The following is a 12,991-nucleotide window of genomic DNA, read 5'->3' on the forward strand; positions in this document are numbered from 1 at the left end:
TTCGAGCTAGGACCCCACGTGAAGAACTCTCTCCGACGCACTGCCGCCGCGGCCCTTGCCGCTCTCGCCCTCTCGGTCGCTACCGCTTGCGGCGAAGCGGGCAGCGCCGATCCCGACACGCTCACCGTTGGTTTCGTCGTCGACCCGTCCTGGGCTCAGATACCCGTCGCCGACCGGGTGGGGTTGTTCGACAAGCACAACGTCAACGTCGAAGTCGTCAACTTTCCCTCCGGCGTCGAAGCGCTGCAGGCAGTCGCCGCCGGACAGGTCGACATCGCCACCGCCGCCGACGTGCCCACCTCGGCGGTGCTCACCCGGTCGCCGTCGCTGCGCATCGTCGGTGACGGCTCCCGCTGGGAGGGCTCGCGCATCATCGCCCGGCGCAGCGCAGGCATCAACGATGTCGCGGATCTGGCAGGCAAATCCATCGGCACACCGCTGGGTACGAGCGCTGCCTACTTCGCCGCGAATACGTTGTCGCACAACAATATCGAGGCGAACCTCGTTCAGGTGGCACCCTCGGCGACGGTCACCGCGGCCACCCGGGGCGACGTGGACGCGGTGTCGATCTTCCAGCCCTACCAGGCCCAGGTTGTCGCGGCGCTCGGCGCCGACGCGGTCGAACTGTCCGGCGGCAGCTACAACCAGCACAGCCTCTACCTCGCGACGCAAGACGCTGCCACCCGGAAAGCGGGTGCGCTGACCGCCTTCTTCGCGGCACTCGCCGAGGCGAGCGAGCAATTGAAAGCCCTCGCCGATCCCGCTGTCGAGGCGGTCTCCACTGCCACCCAGCTGCGCCCCGACCTGCTGCGTACCGTGCTTCCGCAGTTCGACTTCACCCTGCAATTGCCGCCCGCGCTGCCGGGCAAGCTCGATGAGCTCGGGCGATGGGCCGAAAGCCAAGGCAAGATCAAGGCCGGTACCCCGCTGCCGGACTACGCGACTCTGATCGACAACCGCTTCCTTCCGGTGAACGGATAGCAGCTGCTCCCGTCCCCGCGAGCCGCGAGGACGGGAACGTCAGGGCCGGCCACTGACGGCGGCGGTGACGGCGTCGAGGAAGGGCTGGCCACCCATGGCGTAGCCGCCGGCGATCGCGCCGAGGACCAGGCCGACGGGGCCGGTGATGATGCTGAGGAAACCGAAGCCGAGGACTGTCCCGATGAGGCCGCCGAGCAGGCCGCCCGCGACGACGCCGACCACGTTGCGGTTGATCTCGTTGGTCAGCTGAGACATCGGGCTGATGGCCTGCATCTCGCCGACCGCGGTGGCGCTCGGCTGCGGGGCGAGGACGAGGTGGTGGCCGTTGTCGGAAATCGTTTGCGCTACCCGCATCTCCTTGCCGGAGATCTGGTAGACGAGCGGGATACGGGTGACGACGGCGCCGGAGTCGGCGACGAGGGTCACCGCGGTGTTGTCGTCGGTGGTGGTGAAGGTGCCGCCGGCGACGGTGGTGGTCAGCACCCGGGAGAACTCGGTGAGGGTGGCCTCGTAGCGCACGGACTGGTCGACCCCGGACGTGGTGGCCTCGGGGGTCGGTGCGACCGGCTGTGCGGTGGCGGTTCCCGCGGTGATCCAGACGGTGGCGCCGACGAGGAGCGTGGCAGCAGGGAGGTAACCGAGTTTCATCAGGTATTTCCTTTACGCATCACGAACAATTGCGCGGCCGAACGGCGTGCCTTTGCTCGGGCACGAACCATGTTGTCCGCCAGTGAGATCGGGCAGACAATAGCACCCTTTTCCGGTTGTCGGTGAACCGTCCCGAATTGGGCGGCAGACCAGTATTTCTCATTGTTAAAATGCGCGGATTCACAATTCGACACATTCGTGTGCGGCCGTGTAAGAACTGTCAGGCGAGTGGGACGCCGGTCGGGGATGTCCAGCGGATGAGTAGGACAACAGATGGTGCGTCGGAGAACTCTAGCTGTGGTCGGCGTGGCGACGGGAGCGGTGTTCGCCCTGGCAGGCGCGTTCTACCTAGCGCTTTCCGTCTTTGTGGGGTTCGCGGAGCGCGAGCCCGGCGGGCCCGATAACGCCTCTGCCGCAAGAACTTTGCCGACCGAGGTTTCGACTACTCAACCGCTGGGAACTATTACCGAGCTTTCCGGCGGTGTCGCGTCCACATTGACAAAGTCCGCGACGCAGATTCCGTGGGTGGAACTGAGTGCGGGCGATTGTGTGGATGTGCATGCGGCCGATATTCGGCAGGTCGCGTGCGGCGACGTCAACTCCCGCTACAAGGTGACGGAATTGGCGTCGGTGGGCAGTCAGTGCCCGAGCGACGTCGACCTCGCGCACCATCGGACACTGCCGGGCGGCGTGGACGAGACCGTCTGCCTGGATATCGACTGGACCGTCGGTGAATGCCTCGACCTGGCGGGTGACGCGGTCGGACACGTCGACTGCGCCGCCGACGTCCCAGGTCGGGTCCGCGTCCTCGAGGTCCGGCACGACACCACGGATGTGAACGTCTGCACGATCGGCGACCGCGGTGTCGTCTACGACCAGCGCCGCTACGTGGTCTGCGTCAGCACCCGCTGACCGGCCCGATCGGAAGTCGGTCGCTGTTGACCAGATCACTATGTCCGGTGTCGAGGCAGACCACCGCCCGCTCCCCAGCGTGCCGAGATCGGCGCCGCCGCCGTCGACCTGCTGATCGGGGCTGCGGAAGCCGGGAAGGGGGCGTCGGAACACATTTGCTACCGCCCCCACCTGGTCGAGCGCGCCTCCACTGTCGGTTGACCGCCAACTCGGCATGGGACTCAGATCGAAGGTTGCATAATCAGGCGGTGCATGCTGGTGATGGTCTGTTCGATCGACGCCTGTCCGACCGCGCGCGTGAAGTGATCCGCCAAGGTGCCGAGATCGCGATGAACGCGCCGGAGGAGTGGCTCGACGAGCTCTATGACGCCACGCTCCGGAAAACCAGCCTGCGTGCCATCGCCGGGGATCCGTTGCTGGCGGAGGCGGTGCGGCGCGTCAATCGGGGCAACCTGCTGCACTGGGCCTCGGCCAACGTGGCCGATCCGGGCATGCCGGTGCCGATCAACCTCGGCGCCGACCAGATCGCCATCGTGCGCGACCTGGTCCGCCGCGGCATGAACGAGGCCGCGCTGCAGGCCTACCGCGTGGGTCAAGACGTCGTATGGCGGCGGTGGATGACGATCATCTTCATCCTGACGCCCGACCCGTTCGAGCTGCAAGAGGTCTTCGAGGTCACCGCCGCCTCGATCGCCGGATTCGTCGACGGCACCATCGAGGCGATCACCGAGGTCATCGAACACGAGCGCGACGAGCTCGCCCACGGCTCGTATGCCGAACGGCGGGAAATGATCTCGCTCATTCTCGAGGGCGAACCCATCAATATCGAGCGTGCGGCGGCCCAGCTCGGATATCGGCTCGACACGACCCATACCGCCGCCATCGCCTGGAGTGACGTTCCCGGTGCCGAACTCGAGGAACCGCACCGGGTGACCAGGGCGCTCGCCCAGGCCGCCGGTGCGGCGACGGCGCTGAGTCTGCTCGCCAGCGCGGCTACCCTGTGGGTCTGGGTGCCCGGCCCCACCCCGCCCGACACCGCGGCGCTGGCCGAAGCTTTGGACCATATCCCCGGCGTGCGGATCGCCATCGGTTCGACTGGCCGAAACCTCGCGGGTTTCCGGACGAGTCACCTCGACGCCCAGGCCGCGCACCGAATCCTCGCCCGCCCGCACAGCACCCGGCGGACGGTCACTTTCAGCGAAGTGCAATTGACCTCGCTGATCACCGAAAACGGCGCTCAGGCAGACCGTTTCATCAAATACACGCTCGGCGAGCTGGAACACGCCGACAGCGAACTGCGGGAATCGGTGCTCGCCTACATCAACGAGCAGTGCAACGCCACGCGCGCTGCGGCGCGCCTGTTCACCCACCGGAATACGATCTTGCGCAGGCTGGCCCGCGCCGACGAGCTGCTGCCCCGCCCGCTGGCGGAGAACAGCGTGCACATCGCCGTCGCGCTGGACGCACTGTTCTGGCGGCAGAGCGCACCGCGGCCGACGTGAGCGAATTACCGCGCAGCGCAGACCGGGGTGAGGCGGTGAGTGCCGCGCAGGCCCTTGAGGGTCGCGTCGCGACCGGTCCCGATGGTGAGATTCGCCGGGCTTCCGATCGACTCCAGCACCTGCTCGCTGAGCAGGACTTCGCCACCCTCGGCCTGCGCGGTGACGCGCGCGGCCATGGCGACATTGCGTCCGAACAGATCGTCACCCCGGCGGACGGAGGTCCCCATGTGGATGCCGATCCGGACCTTGAAATCTGTTCCGTCCCGCGATGATTCGGCGTCCTTGCGTAGTGCTGCCTGGATGGCGAGGCCGCAGTCGACCGCCCGCTCCGGCGCGGCGAAGGCGATCATGTAGCCGTCGCCCTGGTTCTTCACCACATGGCCGCTGTGGGCCTGCACGCATCGCTCGACCAGGCGGTGGTGGCGGTCGAGTAGTTTGACCCAGGCACGGTCGCCCAGGTGTTCGTTGAGCGCGGTCGATTGTTCGATGTCGGAGAACATGATCACGACGTTGCCGTCCGGTGCCAGCCTGGCCAGATCGGGACGCTCGACCCGCGCCCAGCCCGCGAGGTCTTCGATGGAGGTCAGCACCGCAGCGCGAAAACCTTTGGCACGCACCAGATCCGCGGCCTGCCACGCGGTTCGCACCGCTTCGCGGCCGCCCACCATCAACCGCTGTGTGGTCGTCGCCCGCAGCGGTGCTCGCCGTTTACGCCGACTGCGCACCAACAGGATCGACAGGGTGATCAGGCCGATGGCTTCACCGGCGGCGATGATCGCGAGCACGGTGATCACGACGGTGGTCACCGGAGGAACCCCGGCGGAGTAGCGTAGCTGGTCGAACCCTGTAGCGGCTGCGCGCCCGAGCTGTTCACGGCAAAATAGTACACAGTCGTTCACCCGAATTCCGAGCGGTATGTTTCGGTGCATGCGGATTGGTGATCGTGCGGCGAGGTGCCTCGTTGCTGTCGGCGGACTGTGCCTACTTCGTCGTTCGAGGCCGAGGTCCAGCCGAAATGGCGCTACCCTCCAGCCTCGACGCGGATCTGAGCGGAGGTGCCGGGCCCGCGTCCGCCGGAGTCACGGCCTCGCTCGCGCCGAATTTCGGTGTACAGGTGACGCGCCTGGCGGACGGCCGCTGGTGCACATTGCACAGCGAAACTTCCATTCGGGTGCGAAACGCCATTGGAACGCGAGGTGCTGAGAACGCACGATAGAGCGCAAAACACCGGAAAGTGGGTATTCGCGCATGCCGAACAGCGTCCTGCCGGCCCCGATCGTGACGATGCCAGGTCGGCCGATGGTCGGCGATCTCCCTGCGGCGTCAACGATTTCGGGCAGGATTATGAGCCGATTCATCGTCGACAGCGAACTGTCCGGCCGCGTCCCGCTAGCCGACCTGCGTCGCGATGTCACCGTGCTGGTGAAGGCATGCCTGGATTTGACCGCCGGACTGCTCACGGGCGCGGACACCACGAAGCCGCTGGCCGATGTGCGCTTCGGCGTGACGGAATGGGCACGCGAGGGCGTCCCCGTCGACTCGATGCACAAGGCGGTGCGCGCCGGCACGCGGATGGTGTTCGACCATCTCCTCGCGCGGGCCGAGTCCGCCGCGGACCGCGTGGCCGTGGCCGAAGTGACGCGAGCGTTCTTCGAGCTGACCAGCAGGCTCGCCACCGTGATCGCGCAGGCGTACTCGAGTGAAACGCGCGCGGCGGGCGCCGACGCTCTGGCCGCGGCCCTGATGGCAGGGAAGGCGACACCGGCCATGGCCCGTGCCTGCGGGGTGCGGCTGGCCGAGAAGTACTTCGTCTTCGCCGTGGCGTTCGTGCCGCACCATGCCGAGGGGGAGTCGCGCCAGATCGTCTCCCCTCGAACAGTTCGCCGGGTCAGAGCCGAGGTGTCGCACCGGTGCGGTGATCATGCGTTGATGCAGATGGGAGCCGGCACGGCGACCCTGCTGATTCCACCGGATCACTTCGATCCCGCAGGGGCGCAACGGTTCGTCGAGCACCTTGTCGCCGCGGCGCGGACCCGGGTTCGCGCCACCTTCGTGTCGGCGCGAGGCGCCGGAATTCCCGAAGCGGTCGAGCGCGTGCACGCGGTACTCGACCTCATGGGTCGCCTGCGCCGCGACGGGCTGGAGCGCTTCGAGGACCTGTCGCTGGAGTATCAACTGTCCAGGCCGGGCGCGGCGGGCCGCCATCTGGCCGCGATGTTGGACCCGCTCGAGCCGCATCCGATTCTGCTGGAGACGTTGAAGACCTATCTCGCGACCCGCTGTACGCGCCTGCGCACAGCGCACCTTCTGCACGTTCACCCCAACACTGTCGACTATCGGCTGACCAAGATCGCGGAGATCACCGGGTTCGACCCGACGCACTCGGACGGGATCTGGCGCCTGCGTTCGGCGCTCGTGGCCCGCATGGCCGGTGTCAGCGAGCGGGATTCGGCGGACAGCGGCGAACCTGATCAGACCGCACCCGCCGCGCGGGCTTGCTGATCGGCGCGGCAGCGGCCGTGCCGAGGCCTGCGGTAAGCGGAGACCGTTACCGGGAGCCGGCCGCCCTACCGGCGCTGCGGCACGGGCACCGCGGTGATTGCCGAACTTGCCGCCGTCGTGAATGCCCGTGCGATCACGGCTGACTTCAGTTGCCACATATCCGCGGCGTGCGTGGCATCGAGTCCGGTCAAGTCGGCGATTCGGTGGAGCCGGTAGCTGACCGTGTTCGCGTGGATGTGCAGGATCCGGGCGGTGCGCCGGCGGTTCATGTCATTGGCGATGAGGACCTGCAGTGTCCGGTGTAGATCGGGATGGGGATCCAGCGGCGTGAGTTGCTCGCCGAGCTCGGTCAGGCCGGGTCCGGGCCGGGTGAGCTGGTATTCGAGCGCCAGGTCTTCGAATCGATAGAGTCGCGGGGCGTAGCCGAGCCGCCCGACGACGTCGAGAAGTTCATGAGCGCGCTGCGCGGCATCCGGAATATCGTCGGTGGCCGCGGTGATCAGGGTCGCTGAGATGTCGACGCGGGCGGCGCGTGAGAGCACCTCGATCAGACGGTCGGGTCGGGTGTCATCGGTAGTGTCGCCGGGGATCAGGACCGTCCCGCCGCCGATCGACAGCATGGCGAGAGCGTCGTCGCGATGCTGTGCGAGTGCGGTGAGAACTCTTCGGAGCCTTCGCCGTACGACGATCGCCGTGTCCAAAGGCCGATCGTGATCGGCTCCGGGGATCGACAGTGCCAACACGCTATAGGTGTCGGCGACAGTGATGCCGTAGTCGCGCGCCATGGGCGCGGTGGTTCGGCCCGTCAGGAGGGCCGTGGTCAGGGCGCGCGCCGCGGTGAGGTGTTCGCTGACCACCCCGCGATACTCGCGCAGATAGGCAGTGATCATCGTGGTGGACATGAGGTTCGAAATCGCCATGGTCATGCGGAGTCTGTCGATCAGTGCGTCGCGGTCGTAGGCCGCGTCGGGGGCGCACATCACGTCCACGCTCGCTCGCAGCGCTTCGTAGAAGGCGCGCAAGACGGTATCGATCGGTACACCGTCGCGGGCCCATCCCGCCGCGGCCGCCGAGAACCAGCGCAGCTGCCCGGACACATTGCGGCCTGCGGTGACGCCGTCGCCGATTTCCAGACACTTCCTCGTCACCGTGCTGATGTCGCCGGAGATCGCGTCGCCCAGCTGGGTATCGCAGGTGGATACATTGTCGATGAAGTGGCTGATGAGCTGACCGGTGAGGCTCGCCGAATCAGGTAACGGCCACCGCGTCGACGAGCTGTCCAGGTCGATCGTCATCGTGGACTCCTTTCGCGCCGGTCGGGGTTTGTCCGCAACGTCGCTCCTGAATGGAGCCCGCGAACCCGATCGTGCGGTCTACAGCCTCGCTCCCTGTCCACTCAGAACGAGAATGACTAGTAACTTATCAAACTCGACCTTGACCTGTCTGTGGTTCGCTGAATACGTTGATCGGCCTTAATGCTCAGCTCTTGCGGGATGAAAGGTGTGTCATTGTGCGCCTGCATGTCTTAAGAACAGCAAGTAACTTCTAGGTGGTATGGCCCGGTGCTGTCCTTGTCAACGGATCGAGGGTCCGGTGGCCGACGCTGTTCGGGTGATGGTGACCGGCTGGGTGCGCAGGCCCCGCAGGACCGGGCTGGCGATGCGTTCGGGAACGCCCGCCGGGGCGAGGTCGGGCAGGCGGCGCATGATCTCCTCGATGGCTGCGGTGGCTTCCATGCGCGCCAGCGCATTGCCGATGCAGTAATGGATACCGGAGCCGAAGGCCAAGTGGTCCCCGATATTCGGGCGGTTCAGCTGGAAGTCGTCGGGGTCGGACCAGTGCTCGGGGTCGCGGTTCGCGGATCCGATCAGCGATAGGACGAGTGCGCCGACCGGAATCATCGTGCCGCCGATTTCGACATCGTGGAGTCGCGATGCGCAGCAGGCCTTGGCCGGGGCCGTCGAAGCGCAGCGCCTCCGCGGTGACCGCGGCGGTCGCGGCCGGATTATCGCGGACCTGCTGACGCACGGCGGGCCGGTCGAAGAGCGCGAGCATGGCGCTGCTGATGAGGTTCGTCCTCGTCTCATGACCTGCGACGAGGAGCAATACGTAGAAGCTGACCATTTCGGCGCTCGTCAGGGCTTCCTCGCCCTCGCCGGTGACCAACAGGCTGATCAGATCAGTGCCCGGGTCGCGCCGTCGGGTACACGTTCGTCATCACCCAGTAGTTCTCGATCGCGCCGAGCCAGATCGTCGTCGCCTCCAGGTCCCGCTCCGGCAGACCTTCTTGCGCGGCGCGCTCGGTCAGCCATACGGCGAGGAACCGATAGGAGGGTGCGAACAGCCTGTCCCGCGCATCCGGGACCGCCTGGTCGACCAGGGCGACACCGTCGTGATCATCGAGCACGACGTGGCATTCAGTGGCCCGCGGCGGGCCAGGCGGCCGCGTCGGTGTTCCGCGAAACCCGCCGCAGCAGGGCTACGAGCGTCTGCCGCTCCTGCTCGTCGAGTCCCTCCAGCAGCCGGCGGTCTCGTTCGACGCGGCTGGGAAGTTCGGCGTCGACGAGTTCGCGTCCGGCCGCGGTCAGCTGCAGCAACACCACCCGGCCGTCCCGTGCGAACGGCAGGCGTTCGATCAGTCCCGTCTTCGTCAGCCGGTCGGCGTGTTTGGTGGTCGAGGCGCCGCTGGTCATGGTTCTCGCGGTGACCTCGCTGGCGCGCAGGGGCCGGTCGGCGCGGGCGAGGGCGCACAGGAACTCGAACTCGCCGCGGGTGACACCCCTGGGGGTGAGCGCCTGGTCGAGTTGGTGCAGCGACAGCGTGCTGATGCGGTTGATGCGTCCGAGCACGTCGATCGTCGAGGTGTCGAGCTGAGGATAGGTTCGGGCCCATTCGGCTCGAACGCCGTCGACGAAGTCGGGGGAGGTGTCGCCCATGCACTCATCCTAGGCGACCGGTTTCACACTATTTCAGATATAGTTTATAAGTAAAATACTTTAGGATGACAGCGTGCCTACCGCAACTCCCGTCCTTCCGAACCCATCTGGTGCCACCCGTTCGCGGCTGCGGCACTCCGGCGGCGCGCTCGCGCACTCGGTCTCCGCGGCCACGTGGCGGCGGGCGCTCGAAATGCGGTCTGCCGACGCGACCGTAGCGGCCTCGATGCGTGTCGGCGCCGCCGCCGCGCTGGTGTTCGTCGGCTGCGGTCTCCTCGACCTGCGGCAGTACGCCGGCTTCGCGATGCTCGGCGCCTTGGCGTCGGCGTTCGCGCGGCACGAGCCGATGGTCCGGGTCACCGCCACAGTGACGCTTGTCGGGGGATTGCTCGTCGCCTTCGTCGCGGGAGGCGGATTACTCGCGCTCGCGCACGTGCCGATCTGGGCAGAGGTCGCGTTGATGGCGGTCGGTGCCGCGGTCGCGGCAGCGTCGGTGTCCGCCTTCCGGATCACCGGTCCCGGTCCGGTGATCCTTGTCTTCGCGGCCACCGCGGCCGTCGGTTATGTCACCACGACCGGCGATGTCGGCCGCACGTGCCTGGCGGCGGCGATCGGTGCCGGGGTGGGGTTGTTGGCGCTGGCGACGCCCTTGTTGGTCCTGCCGCTCGGTCCGGCGCGACTGGCCGTCGCCCGGGCGCTGGCGGCCGTCGCTGCCCTCGATCGTGGCGGATCTGTCGAAACGGCCCGCGCCGCGCTCGCGCAGGCTCGGGAGAAGCTGGCGCTCAGCGGTGTTCGTGGTAACGACTCGCGGCACCACCGTGACCTGATCGCGCTGGTCGACGAGGCGGACACCGCGGTCGACGAGTGGGCGGCGGGCGACCCGACACGACTGCGCGAGGTGGCCAGGCACGAGGCCGAACTGCGCAAGGTCAAGCGGCGCAGCGCATTGTTCGACGTCGGCGCCGAGGTCGAGGTTTCGGCGCTGCCACGGCCGGCGAGTTTCGTGGCGACGGGGCTGTCCGGCCTGCGCTCGCGCGTGGTTCTCGGCAACGCGGCCCGCATCGCTCTCGCCGCGGCCTGCGCGGGGTGGTTCGCCGCCGCGGCCGGACTCGACCATCCGCTGTGGGCGTCGATGGGTGCGATGGCCGCGATACAGGGCGTGTCGTATGCGCTGACCGTGCAACGGGGGATTCAGCGACTGCTCGGCAACGTCGGCGGCGCGGTTATCGGGGCGCTGCTGATCGCTGCGGGTCTCGGCTACTGGTCCACGGTGGTCGCGATCGTGGTGCTGCAGGTGAGCGCCGAACTGATGGCCGCCCGCAACTACGCACTCACCTCGCTCGCGGTCACGCCGATGGCATTGCTTGTGGTCGGCCTCGGGGCACACATCTCGCCCGAGATCGGGGTCAGCCGGATCGTGGATACGTTGATCGGCGTCACGATCGGCGTCATCGTCGCGGCCGTGACGATCAGCCGCTCGGATCGGCAGCATCTCCCGGCAGAGTTGACTGTGTCCTGAGGGCATGGTTCCACCGTGGCCTGTCCGAATCGGATCCGTCGCTGATGACCTGGAGGAGCCGCACATGACGACATCGAAAAGCGAAGCACCGCCCGAGCTGATCGGCGTCGAGGAGTTCTTCGCCGACCCGGAGTTCTCCGGCGCGTCGATCTCCCCGGACGGCACCCGCATCGCCTACCGCGCCCCCGCGCACGGCAGGCGGAATGTGTGGGTGCGCGGAATCGAAGAGGACCACGAGGACGCGGTATGCGTCACCCACGACGCGCGGCGCGGCATCACCACCTACTACTGGACCGACGATCCGCGCTGGCTGCTGTACCTGCAGGACACCGACGGCAACGAAGATTGGCATCTGTACCGGGTGGACCTCGAAGCACCGGACGAGCCGGCCGTTGACCTGACACCCATGGCTCCCGGCTCGCGCGTGTTCGGTGCCCAACCGTCCGCGGAGATCCCGGGAACCGTGCTGGTGTGGATGAACCAGCGGCCGATGTTCATCGACGCGTTCCGCATCGATGTCGCCAGTGGGGCGACAACGCCGCATCTGGAACAGACCGAACCGGGTGACACCGTACTGCTGGACCGCCGCGATCAGCCGGCCTTCGCAGCGCAGCTGGCCGAAGACGGTGTCCTCGAGTTCTTCACGATCGACCCTGGCACCGGGGAGCAGCACCTTCTGCACCGCATCGGAGGCGCGGAGCATCCGATGGGTACGCAGCCACAGCTGGTGACGCCCGACGGGAAAGGTCTGCTGGTCGGCTCCTATCAGGACTCCGACGATCTGCGACTGATCCGGATCGACCGCGAGACCGGTGAGCAGACCGTAGTCGCTGCCGTGCCCGGACACAGCCTCGACATCACCGGCACGATGGCTCCCGACGTGCTGCCGCCCACCGTGTTCGTCAGCCGGCGGACCGGCGAGGTCCTCGCGGCGCGTTTCGTCAGCGACCGGCCCCGGATCGAGGTGGTGGACCCGCACTTCGTCGAGGTCTACGCCGGTCTCGCGCGGCTCTCCGACGGCGTGCTCGGCACGTTGTCGTCGGACGAGTCCGAGCAACGCTGGGTGGCGACCTTCATCCACGACCGTGACCCGGCGGTGGCCTGGTTCTACGATCACACGACGGGGGAGAGCCGCCAGCTGTTCCGTGCCTACCCGAGCCTGGACCCGGCCGCACTGGCGCCGATGACCGCCATCGAATTCCCGGCGCGCGACGGGTTGCCGTTACACGCCTTGCGCACCCTGCCGGTCGGGATCGAACCCCGAAATCTGCCGCTGGTGCTGCTGGTCCACGGCGGGCCGTGGTCGCACGACACGTGGGGCTACGACCCGCTGGCGCAGTTTCTCGCCAACCGTGGCTACGCGGTGCTGCAGGTCAACTTCCGCGGCTCGACCGGCTACGGGAAACGCCACATCACCGCCGCGATCGGCGAATTCGCCGGCGCCATGCACGACGACCTCATCGACGCCGCCGAGTGGGCGGTGACCCAAGGGTTGGCCGACCCGGCGCGGATCGGCATCATGGGCGGTTCCTACGGTGGCTACGCCGCCCTCGTCGGCGTCACCGTGACCCCCGGCTATTTTGCGGCCGCGGTCGACTACGTGGGTGTCTCCGACCTGGCGAACTTCCTGCGGACACTTCCTCCGTTCACCCGGCCCTACAACGTCAACAGCTGGTATCGCTACGTCGGCGACCCCGAGGACCCCGCCCAGGAAGCCGATATGCGCGCCCGCTCACCCCTCTTCATGGCCGACCGGATTCGCACTCCGCTGCTGGTCGCGCAGGGGGCCAACGACGTTCGTGTGGTGCGGGCCGAATCAGACAGGATCGTCGCCTCCCTGCGCGAGCGCGACATCCCGGTCGAATATCTCGTCGCCGACGACGAGGGACACGGTTTCGCCAACCCGGAGAACCAGATCCGGTTCTATCGGGCCGTCGAACAACATTTCGCCCGGCATCTGGGAGGCCGCACCGGATACCGGTAGACCGACC

12 protein-coding genes are annotated in these 12,991 nt (G+C 67.4%); 6 read left to right on the plus strand and 6 right to left on the minus strand.

Translation table 11 applies throughout. The annotated features are described in order from the left end of the window. Window positions 1-18: 18 nt before the first annotated feature. Window positions 19-981 (plus strand): ABC transporter substrate-binding protein, encoded by a 963-nt coding sequence (locus ACQHI0_RS08130; protein WP_427907312.1) that lies wholly within the window; start codon window positions 19-21, stop codon window positions 979-981. A 39-nt stretch (window positions 982-1,020) separates the two neighbouring features. Here ACQHI0_RS08130 and ACQHI0_RS08135 read toward each other — a convergent pair whose 3' ends face one another. Further along, the gene (locus ACQHI0_RS08135) at window positions 1,021-1,629 is read right to left on the minus strand and encodes a hypothetical protein (protein ID WP_427907313.1); all 609 of its coding nucleotides are present in this window, start codon (window positions 1,627-1,629) and stop codon (window positions 1,021-1,023) included. Window positions 1,630-1,926: 297 nt separating this feature from the next. Between ACQHI0_RS08135 and ACQHI0_RS08140 the strand changes: the two genes are divergently transcribed. Continuing rightward, entirely contained in the window at window positions 1,927-2,541 is a 615-nt protein-coding gene (locus ACQHI0_RS08140) for an LppU/SCO3897 family protein (RefSeq protein WP_427907314.1), read from the plus strand. Window positions 2,542-2,789: 248 nt separating this feature from the next. Then, window positions 2,790-4,043, plus strand: coding sequence for a PucR family transcriptional regulator (locus tag ACQHI0_RS08145; protein WP_427907315.1), 1,254 nt, complete (start codon window positions 2,790-2,792; stop codon window positions 4,041-4,043). 5 nt (window positions 4,044-4,048) lie between these two features. Here the strand turns inward: ACQHI0_RS08145 and ACQHI0_RS08150 are convergent, their stop codons facing one another. Then, window positions 4,049-4,849: an adenylate/guanylate cyclase domain-containing protein gene (locus tag ACQHI0_RS08150; protein WP_427909112.1), complete on the minus strand. Its 801-nt coding sequence runs from the start codon at window positions 4,847-4,849 to the stop codon at window positions 4,049-4,051. A 538-nt stretch (window positions 4,850-5,387) separates the two neighbouring features. Between ACQHI0_RS08150 and ACQHI0_RS08155 the strand changes: the two genes are divergently transcribed. Continuing rightward, the gene (locus ACQHI0_RS08155; RefSeq protein WP_427907316.1) at window positions 5,388-6,545 is read left to right on the plus strand and encodes a PucR family transcriptional regulator; all 1,158 of its coding nucleotides are present in this window, start codon (window positions 5,388-5,390) and stop codon (window positions 6,543-6,545) included. Between the two features lie 65 nt (window positions 6,546-6,610). Here the strand turns inward: ACQHI0_RS08155 and ACQHI0_RS08160 are convergent, their stop codons facing one another. From ACQHI0_RS08160 to ACQHI0_RS08175, 4 genes are all read right to left on the minus strand, one after another. Further along, window positions 6,611-7,840: a PucR family transcriptional regulator gene (locus tag ACQHI0_RS08160; protein WP_427907317.1), complete on the minus strand. Its 1,230-nt coding sequence runs from the start codon at window positions 7,838-7,840 to the stop codon at window positions 6,611-6,613. Between the two features lie 279 nt (window positions 7,841-8,119). After that, window positions 8,120-8,632, minus strand: coding sequence for a cytochrome P450 (locus ACQHI0_RS08165; RefSeq protein ID WP_427907318.1), 513 nt, complete (start codon window positions 8,630-8,632; stop codon window positions 8,120-8,122). A gap of 92 nt (window positions 8,633-8,724) precedes the next feature. Continuing rightward, a complete protein-coding gene (locus ACQHI0_RS08170) occupies window positions 8,725-8,952 on the minus strand; it encodes a hypothetical protein (protein ID WP_427907319.1) in 228 nt (75 codons plus the stop codon). Between the two features lie 10 nt (window positions 8,953-8,962). Continuing rightward, on the minus strand, window positions 8,963-9,481 hold the full coding sequence (locus tag ACQHI0_RS08175) for a MarR family winged helix-turn-helix transcriptional regulator (RefSeq protein ID WP_427907320.1): 519 nt from the start codon (window positions 9,479-9,481) through the stop codon (window positions 8,963-8,965). A gap of 73 nt (window positions 9,482-9,554) precedes the next feature. On the opposite strand from ACQHI0_RS08175, the gene ACQHI0_RS08180 reads away from it, so the two are divergent. Then, the gene (locus tag ACQHI0_RS08180) at window positions 9,555-11,000 is read left to right on the plus strand and encodes an FUSC family protein (RefSeq protein ID WP_427907321.1); all 1,446 of its coding nucleotides are present in this window, start codon (window positions 9,555-9,557) and stop codon (window positions 10,998-11,000) included. 64 nt (window positions 11,001-11,064) lie between these two features. Continuing rightward, entirely contained in the window at window positions 11,065-12,984 is a 1,920-nt protein-coding gene (locus ACQHI0_RS08185; RefSeq protein WP_427907322.1) for an alpha/beta fold hydrolase, read from the plus strand. Window positions 12,985-12,991: the final 7 nt, after the last annotated feature.

Origin of the sequence: Nocardia sp. FBN12 (assembly GCF_050320175.1) — a bacterium.
In the GTDB taxonomy this organism is placed as follows: Bacteria; Actinomycetota; Actinomycetes; order Mycobacteriales; family Mycobacteriaceae; genus Nocardia.